Genomic DNA, 16619 nt, shown 5'->3' with positions numbered 1-16619 from the left:
GTCGCAGGTCGGCCGGCTGCTGCGCTTCGATCAGGTAGGTGAGGTGGCTGGCAAGCATCGCTCCGAAAAGTTAACAGCTCGGCGCAACGTTTACAACCACTTCCCGTACCAAAATTAAAATGCCGTCCAGTGCTTAACTGAACGGCATTACCCCTCGCGGCCTGTTTGCGCGGCGTATTTCGTTTCGATCTCCGGCAGCAGTTCTTCGAAAAACGCGGTTTCGATCGGCTCCTTGCGATCGACGTACCAGTCGGTGCCGCCCTGCGGCATCACGATCAGGAGCGGCGGAATCTCATGTTGCGCGATCAGCCGGTCGACGATCGTCTGGAGACGGCCTTGAGTGATCCAGTCGTAGGCGTCGCCGTTGTTTCCGTGCAGGAGGTACAGCACGGGATAGCGCCCGTCCCGTGGCGCATAGCCGGGCGGCAGATAGAGCACGTAAGGCCAGTCGCGATCGAGCGCTTCAGAGTGCATCGTGCGCGCGACGACCTTGCTCCCCGCCGCCGACGTCAGCACACCGGGAATCGGCTTCGTCGAAGCAGTCGCCTGCCGTACGGCCTTCGCTCCATGCACCGACTCGCTCGCCGCTGCGGACGCAGCTTGCGGCGCCGCGTAAGCGGCGACGATGGCGCCGGCGGCGGCGAGGCTGACCGTTAGTCGCGTTTTGAGGCGCATCGCGCGGCGGTTGGCGAGGAGCATTCGGAATGCGTTATCGTGAAGCAGGACGCGCCGGCGTGCGGCGCGCTTTCGGGAAAATCGGCTAGCGGCTCAACGTGCGCTGCGGGCGCGGGTGCCCGTGTCGAGCGCGGGCTTGGGCGTGATCGCGTGAACGAGCGGCCGCCGCAATTGCGGCACGGCGAGCAGCAGCGAAATCGCGACGGCGTCGGCGGCAAATCCGAGCGGTACGTTGATATAGCCGCCCGTCAGCGTGAACAGCACCGAATCGACGACGAGCGAGATCACCGTGCCCGCGACGAAGCAGACCATGCCGTCGCGACCGACGGCGCCGACCCACGGCAGGCGCGGGGCAATCTGCTTCACGATGCCGTAGCGCACGAGATTCGCGGCGAGCCACGCGATCGCCAGGAAGTTCGCGACGCGCGCACCGGCCAGATTGCGCTTGAAGTCGCTGTCGATGGCGCCCGGCAGCACGAGCAGCTTGTAGTACGCCATGCCCGCGACGATCGCGAGCGCGGCCACGCTCACCACCCAGCCGAATCGATGCGAACTCACGCGCTGATAGATGGGCTGGCAACGGGCGAGCACGCCCAGCACGAACATCAGCTGCCAGGCGGCGGGGTTGAAGTCCCAGAGGTTGTCGTCGACGGAGGGCAGGTAGTCGCCCAGTTCCGGCGCGAGCGCCCACAACACCACGCTCCCGCCGAGCAGGAGCCACGGCTTCGAGCGCGCGAGCGGCAGCAGGAGCGGCACGGCCAGCGCGAAGAACGCGTACATCGGCAGGACCGCCGCGAGATACGGCTGGCGCTTGAAGAGCAGGATGTCCGCGATGGACGCGACCGGCGCGCTCATCAGGCTGTCGAGGTCGCTGGTCGCGAGGTTTGGCGCGCTGCCGTAGAACGGGCGCAACACGAAGCTCGCGAGCAGCATCAGCGCGGCGGTGACGAGAAAAGCGCGGTAAATCTCGAACGAGCGCCTGACGAAACGCCCGCGCGCGACGCTCTCCGACTGGCGCGATGCCAGCGACACATACGCCGTGGCCGTCGCGAAGCCGCCGAGGAAGACGAAGACTTCGGCGGCGTCGTTGAGCGCGAACGCGTGCAGCGTGAAGCGCGACACCATGCTGCCGCCGATGTGATCGACGACGATGATCAGCAGAACCAGACCGCGAAAGAAGTCGAGTTCGACGAAGCGTTGAGATTTTCCCTGCATGCGGCTTTCGGGTAGCGCCTGCGCGGTGCAGGCTGTGACCAAGGCAAAGCCGCCCGAAAGGCGGCTCAAACGGACTTGGAGTTTACCCTAATTGTTGCGGTGCAATGTGATCGGAGTTTGACTAGACGTATCGATTGTTTACGCAGCGATACGTCCCCGATTTCACGCGTTGGACGCCTCCGCCGCAGCAACCGCCGGCGAGACAATCGCCGCCTGCCCCGTCTGGCGACGCGAACGGCCGGAACTCAGGTAATCGGCGATCGAATCCTGGGTCACTTCTCCCACATAGAGACCATCGGAATCGATGACGGGCATCCACGACGAATTGAATTGATACATCTTCGACAGCACGATGCGCAGGTTGTCGTCGACGGAAACGGTGGTCGCGAACGGCTTCAGCGCGTCGGCGCACGGCCCCCGCCCGTTGCGCGCCACACGCCGCTGAACGTAGCCGAGCGCGCGGCGGTCGCCGTCGAGCACGGTCAGGTAGCGGTTGTCGCTCTCTTCCATCATCTGGTAGGCCGTGGCGAGCACCGTGTCCGGGCGCGCGGTGTCGGGCTGCGTCGCGGCGTCGCCGGCCTTCACCAGCAACAGGCGTTTGAGCGTGCTGTCCGCGCCCACGAACGCGCCGACGAATTCGTCCTTCGGATGCGCGAGCAGCGTGTCCGGATGGTCGTACTGCACGAGCTTGCCGCGTCGGAATACCGCCACGCGGTCGCCGAGCTTGATCGCCTCGTCGATGTCGTGGCTCACCATGATCACGGTCTTCTTCAGTTGCCGCTGCATCTGGAAGAACTCGTTCTGGATCGACTCCCGGTTGATCGGATCGACCGCGCCGAACGGCTCGTCCATCAGGAGCACGGGCGCGTCGGCGGCGAGCGCGCGGATCACGCCGATGCGCTGCTGCTGGCCGCCCGACAGTTCCTTCGGATAGCGCTTCAGATACAGCTTCGGATCGAGCGCGACCATCGACATGAGTTCCGTCGCGCGCTCGCGGCAGCGCTTCTTGTCCCAGCCCATCAGGCGCGGCACGATCGTGATGTTCTCCTCGATCGTCATGTTCGGGAACAGGCCGATCTGCTGGATCACGTAGCCGATGTGCCGGCGCAGTTCCACTTCGTTCAGCGACATCGTGTCTTCGCCGTTGATCAGCACGCGGCCGGAGGTCGGCGCGATCAGACGGTTGATCATCTTGAGCGTCGTCGTCTTGCCGCAGCCCGATGGCCCCAGGAAAACGCAGATTTCGCCCTCGCCGACGGAGAGGCTCACGGAATCGACGGCCGTCACTTTCTGGCCGTCCTTCTGTGTGAAGGTCTTGGTGAGTTGGTCGAGTTCGATCATGCTTTTTGTACTCCCTTCGGTGTCAGAAGGCGCTGGAGCGCCTGCAATGCCAGGTCGGCGACGATCGCGAGCAGGCTCACGAGCACCGCGCCGACGAGCAGCTTCATCATGTTGCTCTGGCCGATCGCGCGGATGATCAGGCTGCCGAGCCCGCCCGCGCCGATCACGGCCGCAATCGTCATCACGCCGATGTTCATCACGACCGCCGTGCGCACGCCGCCGAGAATCACCGGCACCGCGAGCGGCAGGTCGACGAGGCGCAATCGCTGCCAGTACGTCATGCCGATGCCGACGCCCGCTTCCCTGATGCCGGGATCGACGTTGCGCAAGGCCAGAAACGTGTTGCGCATGATCGGCAGGAGCGAATAGAGAAAGACGGCGACGATCGCCGGCACCGCGCCGATGCCCTGGCCAAACCGCGAGAAGACCGGGATCATCAGGCCGAAAAGCGCGATCGACGGCAGCGTGAGGATCACGGTCGCCACGCCGAGCATCGGCGCCGCGAGCCATTCGTGACGGCTGATGAAAACGCCGAGCGGCACGCCGACGAGAATCGCGCAGCCCACCGCGATGCCCACCAGATAGATGTGCTGCAGCGTGAGCTGGATGAGTTCGGGCCAGTTGGCCGAGAGGTAGTCGAATACGTTCATCGTGGCCCCCTTATGGCAGCTTGTGCGTGCGCAGGAACTCGGCGGCGACCGCCGGCACGGACTTGCCGTCGATGTCGATCTGCTTGTTCATTTCCAGCACGACCTCGTTGTTCAGCGCCGCCGACAGCGCGTTGAGCTGCGTCGCGAGCTGCGGATTCTGGTCGAGGACCGGCTTTCTCACGACGGGCGTCGCGTTATACGCCGGAAAATAGTGGCGGTCGTCTTCGAGCGGCACGATGTCGAAGCCCTTCACGCGGCCGTCGGTCGTGTAGATCAGGCCGATCGAAACCTGGTTGTTGTGCAGCGCCGTGTAGACGAGGCCCGGGTCCATCTGGCGCACTTCCGGACGGCTGAAGTCCATGCCGTAGGCGGCTTCGAGCGGCTTCAGACCGTCGGGGCGATTCGCGAACTCGGCGTCCATCGCGAAGACGTGTTTCTTGCCGGGCTCGCTCCTGATCTTCTCCGCGAGCTGCGAAATCGTGCGGATGCCGGTCTCTTTCGCCGCCTGCTGCGGCAGGCCGAGCGCATACGTATTGTTGAGCGGCGAGGCGTCGAGCCACACGAGATCGCGCTTCGCATCGAGTTCCTTCACGCGCTCGTACATCGTCTTCGGATCGAGCTTTTCCGTGATCTTGTTGTAGACGATCGCGGCCGTGCCCGTGTATTCCCAGGTCAGGTCGACCTGGCCGTTTTCCTGCGCGCTGCGCAGAAGCACGCTGCCGAGACCCGTGCGCGCATCGATCGTGTAGCCCTTCGCGCGAAGGTACTGCGTCGTGATCTCGACGAGCACGTATTGCTCGGTAAAGTTCTTGCCGCCGATCACGAGGTTCGCAGCGTTCGCCCGCAGCGTCGTTCCGATCATCGCGGCGAGCACGAGCCAGCGCTTGAGCATCGAAGCTCTCATCGTTGTTTTCTCCTTGGCGTGTTGTCGGGTTTCTGCTTCGCGCATCACGCCGCGAGCCCGCGCCGCGCGAGCGCGCGCCGGCTGCCCGCCGCGACGATGCCGTCGAGCAAGAGCGCGAGCACCGCCGTGGCGGCCGCGCCGAGCAGCATCTGCTGCTGGTTGTTGAGATAGATGCCGGGGAAGATCAGCGTCCCGAGGCTGTCGGCGCCGATCAGGTACGCGAGCGGCGCACTGCCGACGTTGATCGCGAGCGCCGTGCGGATGCCCCCGACGATGATCGGCAGCGCGTTCGGCAGTTCCACCCGCGTGAGCGACTGCCACGGCGTCATGCCGATGCCGCGCGCCGCCTCGCGCAGCGCGGGCGACACGTTCCTCATGCCTTCGTAAGTGTTCCGCGTGATCGGCAAGAGCGACGCGAGAAAGAGCGCGGTGATCGCGGGCCGGTCGCCGATGCCGAAGATGCCGAGCGCGATCGCGAGCACGGCGAGCGACGGAATCGTGTTGCCGATGTTGAAGATCTGCATGAAGCGCTCGGCGTGACGCGAGAGCGACGGACGCGACAGCAGCACGCCGGCCGGCACGCCGACGACGAGCGCGAGCGCCATCGAGTAGCCGACGAGCACGAGATGGCGCGCCGTGTAGTAGACGAGATCGGCGCGATACTGCGCGAACGCGTCGGCGCCGATCGCGCGGCCAAGCAGCACGACGACGATGCCGATCGCGACGACGGCGGCGGCAACCCTGACGGGACGTTGGATCATCAAGCTGGAAGTCTCCTTGTTCGATGCGCCGCTCGCCGTCGGCCGCAAAGAGCGCAAAGCGCTGTCCGCGAAAAACATGGCGACACGACACAGCGGCGCCGTTCGACGCCGTGCTGGAAAAAGTTCGACCGGACCGCGCGTGCGCGGGCGTGTGCCCGGCAGCTAGGTTTGGCCGGCTGATCGACCGGCGTGAGTCGGCGGGGACATTCGATGGCAAAAGACCGGGCCGAAAGCCCGCTAGCCGCGAAAGGAACCCTGGTTTTTCCCGTCGCCGATGGCTGGTTGCCGGAGCCTTCGATTTGGCGTTGGCGGACGGGACTGGTACCGTCACGAGGACGGCGATGAATCAGGCTGCGACTGGCGAGCCGTCACAGGCTGAATGGACGGACCAGACACAACTCCCTGCGGGGAGCAAATCTGGGGCCTGGTCGTGCGGGCACGGGTTCTCATCGCTGCAAACGAAAGGCGAAGCGCGCATTTGTTTGCTTTGCGCCGGGAACCCCGCGCAACTATCGCTGAACTGCATCGATTGTGTTGGCGAGGCGGCAGTATATAAAATTGAGACGGCCGCGTCTACCTTTGAAAAAAACGCGGTGGTCGCCGAAGCGTCATTCACCGCGCCGCGAACTTTTTTCAAGAACGCCGCTCTGATCTTTTCAATTACCTTTCATCGAGAGGCCGGCGTCGGGTATTATCGGCGGCCTCGACAGCGCGCCGCGCATAGCCGAACATAACCGCTCCCTCCACGACACTCGAACCACATGGACTATTTCCTGGCACTGGCAAGCGATCCCGCCGCCTGGGCTGCACTCGCGACACTCGTCGTCATGGAAGTCGTGCTCGGCATCGACAACCTGATCTTCATCTCGATTCTCACCAACAAGCTGCCGCCCGAGCATCGCGCCCGCACGCAGAAAATCGGCATCGGGCTCGCCCTGATCATGCGGCTCGGGCTGCTTGGCACGGTCGCGCTGATCGTGCGCCTGACGACACCGATCTTCGATGCGTTCGGCCACGGCTTCTCGTGGCGCGACCTGATCCTGGTCGCGGGCGGCGTGTTTCTCGTGTGGAAGGCGACCAAGGAGATCCATCATCACGTCGCGCACGACGACAATCTCGACGACAGCGGCGCCGGCAAGACGTCCGGACTTTCGCCGATGTCGGCGATCGGGCAGATTCTCGTGCTCGACCTGGTGTTCTCGATCGACAGCATCGTGACGGCCGTCGGCATGACCGAGCACATTCCGATCATGTTCATCGCGGTGATCGCGGCAGTGACGGTGATGCTGTTCGCAGCCGGCCCGTTGTCGCGGTTCATCGAGCGCAATCCGACCATCGTGATGCTCGCGCTCGGCTTCCTGCTCGTCATCGGGATGACGCTGATTGCCGAAGGGTTCGGATCGCATGTGCCGAAGGGCTACATCTACGCGGCGATGGCGTTCTCGGCGCTGGTCGAGGGGCTCAACATGCTGTCGCGGCGGGCGAAGTCGCGCAGGAGCGCGCAGCAGCCGCATTGACTCCACAGCATCGCGCGGCCGCCGCCGCGCGATGCTGTGTCAGAACGGAAACTCCGACTGCCGCGAGGCCTTCTCCGGCTTCACCTCCCGCTTCGCTTCTTCGCCGAGCCACCACGCGATCGCATCCACGGCGTGCCGCCGCTCCGTCTCATCGAGCGCCCTTCCCGCTTCGATCCCATGCCATTTCGCGAGACAACCGCGGCAGCAGGTCCCGGTCGCGTGCTGCGCGATGAATACCGGGTGGCCGCGAAACGGCGTCTGCTTGCCGTCGTTCGCAAGCGTCGCGGAGGCGAGCCGTTTATCGATCAGTTCGCGTGCGTGCGCAATCACTTCGTCGAGACCTTTCTCGTGCAGATAAGCAAGCTCGCGCGCGCCTAGCCTGAAGCGCCTCCGAAACGCGGACTTCGATAGCGCATCGAACAGCGAATCGAGATCGCGCATCGTCGCTCAAGCCTTGCGATAAAGCGACGAATCCGCGAAACCCTCGGCGTCGAGCACGCGACCGACGACGATCAGCGCCGTGCGCTCGATGCCCTTCGACTGCACCTTCAGTGCGATATCGGCAAGCGTGCCGAGCACTTTCTCCTCGTCCGGCCAGCTCGCGCGAAACACCACCGCGACCGGGCAATCCGCGCCGTAATGCGGGAGCAGCTCGGCGACGATGCGCTCGATGTGCCGCACGCCGAGATGGATCGCCAGCGTCGCGCGATGCCGCGCGAGATCGGCGAGCGCTTCGCCTTCGGGCATCGACGTCTTGGTCGCGTAGCGCGTGAGGATGACGGTTTGCGAGATGCCGGGCAGCGTTAATTCGCAGCCGAGGGTCGCCGCCGATGCCGCCGCCGCCGTCACGCCAGGCACGATCTCATAGGGAATCGACAGCGCGTTCAGCCGCCGGATCTGCTCGCCGATCGCGCCATAGAGCGAAGGATCGCCCGAGTGCACGCGCGCAACGTGCTGCCCTTTTTCATGCGCGTCCCGAAGCAGCGCGACGATTGCATCCAGATCCAGCTCCGCCGTGTTCACGACGGTGTGCGCGGCGTGCCCCGAGAGCACCGCTTCAGGCACGAGCGACCCGGCAAAGAGAATCACCGGGCACGAGCGGATCAGCCGCTGCCCTTTGACGGTGATGAGTTCGGGATCGCCGGGTCCCGCGCCGATGAAATAGACCGTCATCGTGAAGCCTGCAACAGAGGTTGATCGGAAGGAAGCCAGTGCGCGAGCGCTTCGAGGGCGCTGGCCGTGTCGTCGAATTCGCGGGTCGCCGGGGGAAGTTCGGGCCTCTTCAGCATCACCACGGGCACGCGCAAGTCGCGCGCCACCGCGAGCTTCGCTTCGGTCGCACCGCCGCCGCTGTTCTTGCTGACGACGATCTCGATGTCCCGTTCCTCGAAGAGCGCGCGTTCGCCTTCGATGGAAAACGGCCCGCGCGCGCCGATGACCGTCGCGCGCGCGTTGCCTTCGTGCGCGTCGAGACAGCGGATCGTCCAGTGCTGCGACGGCGGGATTGCATCGAGATGCGCGAGCGGCTCGCGCCCGAGCGTCCACAGCACCCGCCGATACGGCGCAATGCGCGCGACGATCTCGCTCCAGCCGGCGACATCGCGCCAGTCGTCGCCGGGTTGCGGCGTCCACGCGGGACGCCGGATCGCCCAGCACGGCACGCCCGTCGACGCGCTCGACTCGCAGACATTGCGGCTCATGCGGGCTGCATACGGATGCGTCGCGTCGATCAGCAATCCGATGCCCTGCTCTGCGACAAACGCCGCAAGTCCCTGCGCGCCGCCATATCCGCCGACACGCACTTCGCAGGCAAGATCGGCGGGCACGCGGCCGAGTCCCGCGAGACTGTAGATGTGCCCTGGGCCGAGACGGCGCGCGATGGCGAGCGCGTCTCCGGTTCCGCCAAGAAGCAGCACGCGCTTCACGGCGCCGCCCCGACGATGCGTCCTTGCCGGTCAATCGCGAACGCCTCCACGACGATGCCTTCCGGCACCACGCCGAGCGCCACGTCGCGAGCCCGCGCGCACACGATATTGCCGAGCGCGATGCCTTGCGCACGCGCGAACGCGAGCGCTTCCTGACTGGTATTGGCCGCGCGGATCGCGTTCTGCAGGATCTGGTTCGCGCCCGCGTCGGCGGCCCACACGGCGAGCTGCGGCAGGTCGATGCTCGAATTGCGGCTGTGCAGGTCCATGTGTCCCGAGGCGAGCTTGCTCATCTTGCCGAAGCCGCCGCAGATGCTGAGCTTCCCGACGGGCGCGCGCCGCAGATGCTTGAGCACCGCGCCGGCGAAGTCGCCCATTTCGACGAGCGCGATGTCTGGCAGCCCGTAGTAAGCGCGCATCGCGTCCTCGCTCTGGTTGCCGGTGCACGCGGCGATGTGCGTGTAGCCGTTGGCGCGCGCGACGTCGATGCCCTGATGGATCGACGCGATATACGCCGAGCACGAGAACGGCCGGACGATGCCGGTCGTGCCGAGAATCGACAATCCGCCGACGATGCCGAGCCGCGGATTCATCGTCTTCTGGGCGAGCGCCTCGCCGTTCTCCACGCCGATGGTCACGTCGAAGCCGCCGGTGAAGCCATGCTCGCGCGCGAGCGCTTCGATATGTTCCGTCATCATCCTGCGCGGCACCGGGTTGATCGCCGGCTCGCCGATAGCCAGTGCAAGGCCCGCGCGCGTGACCGTGCCGACGCCCGGCCCGGCGAAGAACCGCACGCCCGGCTTCGACGACAGACGCACGCGCGCAAACACGATCGCGCCGTGCGTGACGTCGGGATCGTCGCCGGCATCCTTCACCGTGGCCGCTTCGGCGATGTTGCTGTCGCCGATCCTGTGCCGGCAGTACACGAGCGGCATGATGATGACCTGCCCCTTGGGCAGGGTGATTTCCGCGCGCTCGCTCGCTTCGCCGCACAGGAGCAGACGCGCGGCCGCGAGACTCGTCGCGGTGGCGCAACTGCCGGTCGTGTAGCCGCTTCTGAGCGGCGCGGGTGGTTCGGGCGTCTCGTCACGCATGGCTGGGTGGTCTCATCCGATGTCAGCGCTTGAACGCATGCAGCAGCGTGATCGGCAAAGCCTGGCGCCAGGTATCGAAGGCGCCGAGCGGCTCGGCCTGCGCGACGCCGATGCGCGTCAACTCGCCGCCATGCTGCTCGCGCCACGCGAAGAGCGCGGCTTCGCTCTGCAGCGTCACCGCATTGGCGACGAGCCGGCCGCCTTCACGCAGACGCGACCAACATGCATCGAGCACACCGGGCAATGTCACGCCGCCGCCGATGAACACCGCGTCGGGCGCGGGCAGGCCTTCGAACGCGCCCGGTGCAACGCCTTCGACCAACTGCAATCCCGGCACGCCGAGAGCATCGCGATTGTGCTCGATCAGGCGCTGCCGTCCGTGATCGGCTTCGATCGCGATGGCGCGGCAGGACGGATGCGCGCGCATCCATTCGATGCCGATCGAGCCGCAGCCCGCGCCGACATCCCACAGCAGTTCGCCTGGGCGCGGTGCGAGCCGCGCGAGCGTGATCGCGCGGACATCGCGCTTCGTGAGCTGGCCGTCGTGACGATAGGCGTCGTCGGGAAGGCCGTGCGTGAGCGGCAGGCTCGCGCCGTCCGCGCTCGCGCGGCAGTCGATGGCCACCAGGTTCAACGCGGCGACCCTCGCGTGCGTCCAGTCGTCGGCGCGGGCGTCGATGCGCCGCTCGTTCGCGCCGCCGAGATGCTCGAACACGCTCATGCGGCTCGCGCCGAAACCGCGGGCGTCGAGCAACGCGGCAATCGCGGCCGGCGACGCACCGTCGCTGCTCAATACGCAGAGGCGCGCGCCACGATGAAGATGCGCATTGAGCGCCGCGAGCGGCCGTCCGACGAGCGACACGCTCGCCACTTCCTGCAGCGGCCACTGCAAGCGCGCCGCCGCGAGCGACAGCGAAGAAGGCGCGGGCAGCACGCGCCATTCGTCGGCGGCGAGAACCCGCGCGAGCGAACAGCATCGGATCGCCGCTCGCCAGCACGACGATCGGGCGGCTTTGTTCGCGCAGCAGCGGCTCGACGGAAAACGGTTTCGGCCACGCGACGCGCCGCGCCCGCAGGCGCGCGGGCAAGAGCGCGAGATGCCGCTCGCCGCCGTAGACCGCGACAGCCGCGAGCAATGCGCGGCGCGCATCGCGCCCGATACCGGCCCAGCCGTCTTCTCCGATTCCCACCACGGTCAGCCAGGGTGACATCCGCCGATCCTCGATTCCGGTTCGTCCATGTTCGATGAGCGCGCGGGCCTGAAAAGCTCGCACGCAATGGCGCCGCGGCAGGCTGGCGAGCGCCAAAAGCGGGCATAATACCGCGTTAGTCGGTGCCCGTTCGGGCCTAACAGGGAACACAGTGAAACTGTGGCTGCCCCCGCAATTGTACGCAGCGAGTCCGTGCTCCACTGCCACTGGTTTATACCGGGAAGGCCGGCGCGGATGGCGACCTGCCAGCCAAGAGACCTGCCGACATAGTGCTCGCGAGACGCCGATCGGGCGGGGTGTACCGATCCAGCCGTGACCGCGCGAGTCCACACGGGTTACGCTTTGAGCACACATTCACACGCACCGCACGCTCCGCCGGCACCGCGAGTTTCCGCCTGTCCGGGGCTCGCGCGCATCGTGCCCGCACGCGACGGCGGCCTGTGCCGCATTCGCCTGATGGGCGGCGAACTGAGTTCGGCGGCGGCGCATGCCATCGCCCATGCCGCCGCGCACTACGGTTCCGGCGTGATCGAAGCGACCAATCGCGCGAACCTGCAACTGCGCGGCATCCGCGACGACGCGCACGAGGCGCTCGTCGCGCTTCTGCTCGATGCCGGTCTCGGCCCGGCGACGCCCGGCGCCGACGACATCCGCAACCTGCTCCTGAGCCCTGTCGCGTATGACGGGACGCGCTCGCTTGCCGCGCGAATCGTCGCGGAGATGCAGCGCGACGTGCGGCTCCATGCGCTCTCGCCGAAGTTCGCGTTGCTGCTCGATGGCGGCGAGCATCTCGCGATGCTCGATCATCCGCATGACATCTGGCTCGCGGCGCTGGACGGCGGCGCGCGTTTTGCATTTGGGCTTGCCGGCTGTCCGCCAATCGCGCCCGACGATGCCCCGGCCATCGGCTCGGTCGAACGATCGCAGGCCGTGCCGCTCGTGCTCGCGCTGCTGCAGGCATTTCTCGATCTCGCCGCGCCCGAGGATGCGCGCATGCGCGATCTGCTCGACGCGGTTCCGGTCGAACGCGTTCTGGCTTCGCTCGACGTTCCCTTCATACGCGACGCTCAAGCGTGGCGCCGCACGCCCGCCGATCCGGCGTTGCGCCTCGGCGCGCATGCGCAAGCAGAGAACAGCCTGCTGCACGTGGGCGCGCAACCGCCGCTCGGACGGCTTTCGGTATCGTCGCTGCATGCGCTGGCGGAGCTTGCCGTGACCCAAGGCTCGTCCGTCCTTCGAATGACGCCGTGGCAAAGCGTGCTGCTGCCCGACGTCGAAGCGGCGCACGCGCAGTTTGTCCTCGACACTATGCACGCGCTCGGCTTCGCGACCGACCCGGATCAACCGCTCGCGCGCGTGATCGCATGCGCGGGTTCGCCCGGTTGCGCGCGCAGTCCCGCCGATACCAAAGCCGACGCGCTGCGCCTTGCCGAGCGCCTGCCATCGAACGCCGGCGAAGTCCACCTGAGCGGCTGCGCGCGTTCGTGTGCAGCGGCGCGGCCCATCGCGACGACGCTCGTCGCCGTTGCGCCCGGGCGTTACGACCTTTTCCAGCAAGCAGCCCAACCGGACACCGAAAGCCGCTGCATCGCCCGCAACATCACCATCGAAGAGGCGGCCGCGTGGCTCGCCCGGAGCACTGCCGATGCTTGACTACATCCGCGATGGACAGGAAATCTATCGCCAGTCGTTCGCGACGATCCGCGCCGAAGCGAACCTCGCCGCCATCCCCGCCGAACTCGAAAAGCTCGCGGTGCGCGTGATCCACGCGTGCGGCATGGTCGACGCAATCGACGACCTTCGTTTCTCGCCGGGCGCGGCCGCAGCGGGCCGCGAAGCGCTCGCGGCCGGCGCGCCCATTCTCTGCGACGCGCGCATGGTGGCCGAAGGCATCACGCGCGCGCGGCTGCCGGCGAACAACCGCGTGATCTGCACGCTCGCCGATGCCTCCGTGCCCGAACGCGCCCGCGCGCTCGGCAACACGCGCTCGGCGGCCGCCGTCGAACTGTGGCTGCCGGACCTGGCGGGCAGCGTCGTTGCCATCGGCAATGCGCCGACCGCGCTCTTCCATCTGCTCGATCTGATCGATGCCGGTGCGCCTAAACCAGCGCTGATTCTCGGCTTTCCGGTCGGTTTCATCGGCGCGGCGGAGTCGAAGGCAATGCTCGCCGCAGACAGCCGCGGCGTGCCATTCGTCGCGCTGCAGGGAAGGCGCGGCGGCAGCGCGATGGCCGCGGCGGCCGTCAACGCGCTCGCCACGGAGGCCGAATGATGAGCGGGCGTCTCTTTGGTCTCGGCGTCGGCCCGGGCGATCCGGAACTCATCACGGTGAAAGCGCTGCGGCTGCTGAAATCGGCGCCGGTGGTCGCGTACTTCGTCGCGAAGGGCAAGAAGGGCAACGCGTTCGGCATCATCGAGGCGCATCTCGACGAAGCTCAGACGCGCCTGCCGCTCGTCTATCCGGTGACGACCGAAGCGCTCGAACCGCCGCTCTGCTACGAGACGATCATCAGCGCGTTCTACGACGAATCGGCGCTCGCGATTGCCGATCATCTCGAAGCGGGACGCGACGTCGCGGTGATCTGCGAAGGCGATCCGTTTTTCTACGGCTCGTACATGTATCTGCACGACCGGCTCGCGGCGCGCTTCGAGGCAGAGGTCGTGCCGGGCGTGTGCTCGATGCTCGGCGGCGTGGCCGTGCTCGGCGCGCCGCTCGTGTATCGCAACCAGAGTCTGTCGGTGCTGTCGGGCGTGCTGCCCGAGGGCGAACTGCGGCGCCGTCTCGAAGCAGCGGATGCCGCGGTCATCATGAAGCTCGGCCGCAACTTCGAGAAAGTGCGGCGCGTGCTGGTCGAACTCGGGCTCGCCGGACGCGCGCTCTATGTCGAACGCGCGACGATGGCGAATCAGCGCATCGTGCCGCTCGATGAAGTCGATCCGATGGCGTCGCCGTATTTCTCGCTGCTCGTCGTGCCGGGGGAAAAATGGCAGGCGTGAACCGGGAAGTCGCGATCGTCGTGCTGGGGCCGGGCGCGCTCGATACCGCGCGGCGCATCCAGTCGATTTATTCGGGTGCGAAAGTACACGGGCTCGCAAGCCGTGTTCAGGCCGACGTGGCTTTCACGGAACTCGGCGCGCATTTGCGGGCGCTATATGCGGCAGGCACACCGGTCGTCGCGCTGTGCTCGGCGGGCATCGTGATCCGCGCGATCGCGCCGTGTCTCGCGAACAAGGGCGCCGAGCCGCCGGTGCTGGCGGTGGCCGAGGACGGCAGCGCGGTCGTGCCGCTCGTCGGCGGCCTGTCCGGCGTGAACGTGATGGCACGCCAGATCGCCAGGACGCTCGATATCGGGCCCGCGATCACGACGAGCGGCGAGCTGCGTTTCGGCACCTGCCTGCTGAACCCGCCGGAAGGCTACGCCCTCGCCGACATCGAGCATGGCAAGCGCTTCGTGTCCGACCTGCTCGCAGGCGCTCCGACGCGCATCGAAGGCGCCGCGCCCTGGCTCGACGATGCCGACCTGCCTCGCGCCCCGGACGCGCGGCTCGCGATCCGCGTGACCTCGCGGGTCGCGCGACCGGGCGAAGGCGACGATCTGATGATTCATCCGCGCTGTGTCGTCGCGTGGATAGGCGATGGTGCGCGCGGCGATATCGCCGAACGCGTGCGGCTCGCGTTGCGCGAGCATGGCATCGCGCCGCCTTCGCTCGCGGTGCTGCTGGCGCCATTGCGAGACGCGGCAGCGGAGCCGCTCGCCGAAGCCGCGCGAACGCTCGGCGTGCCGCTGCGTTTCAGCGCGAAACCTCCATCGGATGTCAGCGAGCGATTCACGTCGCAAGGCATCGTGCTCGCGGTGTCCGAACGTCCAGTCGATCCGTCGACCACCGGCCGCGCGCGCGGCAAGCTGACGGTGCTTGGCCTCGGCCCGGGCAGCGCGGACCTGATGGTCCCGGCGGCGACGCAGGCGCTCGCGCAAGCCGACGACATCCTCGGCTACGAAACCTATGTGCGCATGGCGGGCCCGTTTCGCGACGGCCAGCGCGTCCACGGCACCGACAACCGCGAGGAGATGCAGCGCGCACGCCACGCGTTCGAACTCGCGAGCGAAGGACGCAAGGTCGTGGTCGTGTCGTCGGGAGACCCCGGCGTGTTCGCGATGGCGGCGGCCGTCCTCGAAGCGCTCGACGAAGCGCACGCGCGCGAGCCGGCATGGACAACCGTCGAACTAGAGATCGTGCCCGGCGTCTCGGCCGCGCTCGCGACGGCCGCGCGCGCGGGTGCGCCGCTCGGCCATGACTTTTGCATGCTGTCGCTGTCGGACAATCTGAAGCCGTGGTCGATCATCGAAACGCGGCTCAGGCACGCGGCCGAGGCCGATCTCGTGATGGCGTTCTACAACCCGGTTTCACGTGCGCGGCCGTGGCAACTGGATCGCGCGCTCGATATCGTGCGCGAGTATCGCGCGGGCGCGACGAAGGTGGTGCTCGGACGCGACATCGGCAGGCCGGGCGAGACGCTCGTCACGACGACGCTCGAAGCCCTGCGCTCTGCTCAGGTGGACATGCGCACGATGGTGATCGTCGGTTCGTCGACGACGCGCGGGTTTCCGAACGGCGCGGGAAGCGAATGGGTCTATACGCCGCGCTGGTACGGCGAAAAACCGTAGGGGTGTTCAGCGAACCAGGTTCGCAGCGGTGCTGTACTGCGCGCCCCACGCCTCGGCGAGCGTCGCGCACCGGCCGAGCCGAACCGCATCGCGCTCGAAATCGACGATGACGACGCGGTCCGCATCCACGGGACGCGAAGGCGTGTCCGACGTGCGGCCGTCGGTCAGCAGCCACAGCCAGCGCTCCTGCGCAGGGTTCTTCCGCGACGCGCGCGCGAGCACGTTACCAGCGGAGCGCATGCCGAGCGCGAGCGGCGTGCCGCCCCCGCCGCCGATCGGCGCGATCGAGTGTTCGTTCCACCAGTGCGCCGCGCCCGGCTGCCGGCGCACTTCGGCACGGCCACCGCCAAAACACACGAGCGCGACCTCCGCGCGCTCGCGATACGCCCGGTCGAAGAGCGCGATGAGCAGCCCCTTCGCGAGCGCGAGCCGCTTGCCCGCGAGCATCGAACCCGAGCAGTCCAGCACGAAGCAATAGAGCGCCGCGCCCTCCGCGCCCTTGCGGCGAAACCGGACGTGCCGCGCTTCGAGCGGCGCATGCCGTTTCGCGCGCAAGGTCTGCATCCAGTCGATTGAACGGCTCGCGGGGCCTTCGCGCCTGTTCGTCCGTCCCGCCGAATGCGATTCGAGCCATCGAAGGCGCCCTGCTTCGGCGTCCG

General features: G+C 67.1%; 17 protein-coding genes, 1 pseudogene and 1 riboswitch. Of the genes and pseudogenes, 6 read left to right on the top strand and 12 right to left on the bottom strand.

The window, feature by feature from the left end; all coding sequences use genetic code 11:
- Positions 1-147: 147 nt before the first annotated feature.
- The 6 genes from AWB81_RS48500 to AWB81_RS19170 all read right to left on the bottom strand — a co-directional run bounded on the left by AWB81_RS48500 (position 148) and on the right by AWB81_RS19170 (position 5546).
- Positions 148-699 carry an alpha/beta hydrolase gene (locus AWB81_RS48500; RefSeq protein ID WP_062638140.1) on the bottom strand — a complete coding sequence of 184 codons (552 nt, stop codon included), beginning with the start codon at positions 697-699 and terminating at the stop codon, positions 148-150.
- Between the two features lie 69 nt (positions 700-768).
- Positions 769-1890: an OpgC domain-containing protein gene (locus tag AWB81_RS19190; RefSeq protein WP_087135065.1), complete on the bottom strand. Its 1122-nt coding sequence runs from the start codon at positions 1888-1890 to the stop codon at positions 769-771.
- Between the two features lie 162 nt (positions 1891-2052).
- Positions 2053-3231: an osmoprotectant ABC transporter ATP-binding protein OsmV gene (locus AWB81_RS19185; RefSeq protein ID WP_062638139.1), complete on the bottom strand. Its 1179-nt coding sequence runs from the start codon at positions 3229-3231 to the stop codon at positions 2053-2055.
- On the bottom strand, positions 3228-3881 hold the full coding sequence (locus AWB81_RS19180) for an ABC transporter permease (protein WP_062638138.1): 654 nt from the start codon (positions 3879-3881) through the stop codon (positions 3228-3230). Before AWB81_RS19180 ends, AWB81_RS19185 begins: the two co-directional genes overlap by 4 nt.
- 10 nt (positions 3882-3891) lie before the next feature.
- Positions 3892-4773 (bottom strand): glycine betaine ABC transporter substrate-binding protein, encoded by an 882-nt coding sequence (locus AWB81_RS19175; RefSeq protein ID WP_062638137.1) that lies wholly within the window; start codon positions 4771-4773, stop codon positions 3892-3894.
- A 56-nt stretch (positions 4774-4829) separates the two neighbouring features.
- A complete protein-coding gene (locus tag AWB81_RS19170; protein ID WP_062638150.1) occupies positions 4830-5546 on the bottom strand; it encodes an ABC transporter permease in 717 nt (238 codons plus the stop codon).
- A gap of 341 nt (positions 5547-5887) precedes the next feature.
- Here AWB81_RS19170 and AWB81_RS44760 point away from each other — a divergent pair, with 341 nt between their 5' ends.
- On the top strand, positions 5888-6280 hold the full coding sequence (locus AWB81_RS44760) for a hypothetical protein (RefSeq protein ID WP_143753551.1): 393 nt from the start codon (positions 5888-5890) through the stop codon (positions 6278-6280).
- 27 nt (positions 6281-6307) lie between these two features.
- On the top strand, positions 6308-7063 hold the full coding sequence (locus tag AWB81_RS19165) for a TerC family protein (RefSeq protein WP_062638136.1): 756 nt from the start codon (positions 6308-6310) through the stop codon (positions 7061-7063).
- A 39-nt stretch (positions 7064-7102) separates the two neighbouring features.
- On the opposite strand, the gene AWB81_RS19160 is transcribed toward AWB81_RS19165, so the two are convergent.
- The 5 genes and pseudogenes from AWB81_RS19160 to cbiE all read right to left on the bottom strand — a co-directional run bounded on the left by AWB81_RS19160 (position 7103) and on the right by cbiE (position 11293).
- Positions 7103-7504 (bottom strand): DUF4186 domain-containing protein, encoded by a 402-nt coding sequence (locus AWB81_RS19160; protein WP_062638135.1) that lies wholly within the window; start codon positions 7502-7504, stop codon positions 7103-7105.
- Positions 7505-7510: 6 nt separating this feature from the next.
- Positions 7511-8236 carry a precorrin-4 C(11)-methyltransferase gene (gene cobM / locus AWB81_RS19155; protein ID WP_062638134.1) on the bottom strand — a complete coding sequence of 242 codons (726 nt, stop codon included), beginning with the start codon at positions 8234-8236 and terminating at the stop codon, positions 7511-7513.
- The gene (locus tag AWB81_RS19150; RefSeq protein WP_062638133.1) at positions 8233-8988 is read right to left on the bottom strand and encodes a cobalt-precorrin-6A reductase; all 756 of its coding nucleotides are present in this window, start codon (positions 8986-8988) and stop codon (positions 8233-8235) included. The genes cobM and AWB81_RS19150 overlap by 4 nt, the downstream gene beginning before the upstream one ends.
- Positions 8985-10082: a cobalt-precorrin-5B (C(1))-methyltransferase gene (locus AWB81_RS19145; RefSeq protein WP_062638132.1), complete on the bottom strand. Its 1098-nt coding sequence runs from the start codon at positions 10080-10082 to the stop codon at positions 8985-8987. Before AWB81_RS19145 ends, AWB81_RS19150 begins: the two co-directional genes overlap by 4 nt.
- 22 nt (positions 10083-10104) lie before the next feature.
- Positions 10105-11293: pseudogene (gene cbiE / locus AWB81_RS19140) on the bottom strand (precorrin-6y C5,15-methyltransferase (decarboxylating) subunit CbiE).
- Positions 11294-11396: 103 nt separating this feature from the next.
- Positions 11397-11572, top strand: a riboswitch (cobalamin riboswitch).
- A 138-nt stretch (positions 11573-11710) separates the two neighbouring features.
- Between cbiE and cobG the strand changes: the two are divergent.
- Genes cobG through cobJ form a run of 4 tightly spaced genes read left to right on the top strand, consistent with a single transcriptional unit; the run spans position 11711 to position 15960 of the window.
- Positions 11711-12946 (top strand): precorrin-3B synthase, encoded by a 1236-nt coding sequence (gene cobG, locus AWB81_RS19135; protein WP_235025838.1) that lies wholly within the window; start codon positions 11711-11713, stop codon positions 12944-12946.
- Positions 12939-13565, top strand: coding sequence for a precorrin-8X methylmutase (locus AWB81_RS19130; protein WP_062638131.1), 627 nt, complete (start codon positions 12939-12941; stop codon positions 13563-13565). The genes cobG and AWB81_RS19130 overlap by 8 nt, the downstream gene beginning before the upstream one ends.
- Positions 13562-14290 (top strand): precorrin-2 C(20)-methyltransferase, encoded by a 729-nt coding sequence (locus AWB81_RS19125; protein WP_062638130.1) that lies wholly within the window; start codon positions 13562-13564, stop codon positions 14288-14290. Before AWB81_RS19130 ends, AWB81_RS19125 begins: the two co-directional genes overlap by 4 nt.
- Positions 14278-15960: a precorrin-3B C(17)-methyltransferase gene (gene cobJ, locus AWB81_RS19120; RefSeq protein WP_062638129.1), complete on the top strand. Its 1683-nt coding sequence runs from the start codon at positions 14278-14280 to the stop codon at positions 15958-15960. The genes AWB81_RS19125 and cobJ overlap by 13 nt, the downstream gene beginning before the upstream one ends.
- A 6-nt stretch (positions 15961-15966) precedes the next feature.
- On the opposite strand, the gene AWB81_RS19115 is transcribed toward cobJ, so the two are convergent.
- The gene (locus AWB81_RS19115; protein ID WP_062638128.1) at positions 15967-16524 is read right to left on the bottom strand and encodes a vWA domain-containing protein; all 558 of its coding nucleotides are present in this window, start codon (positions 16522-16524) and stop codon (positions 15967-15969) included.
- Positions 16525-16619 lie beyond the last annotated feature (95 nt).

Origin of the sequence: Caballeronia arationis, assembly GCF_001544975.2 — a bacterium.
In the GTDB taxonomy this organism is placed as follows: domain Bacteria; phylum Pseudomonadota; class Gammaproteobacteria; order Burkholderiales; family Burkholderiaceae; genus Caballeronia; species Caballeronia arationis.
Note: the sequence above shows the minus strand (reverse complement) of the source record. Positions and strands in the feature narration are given on the sequence as shown.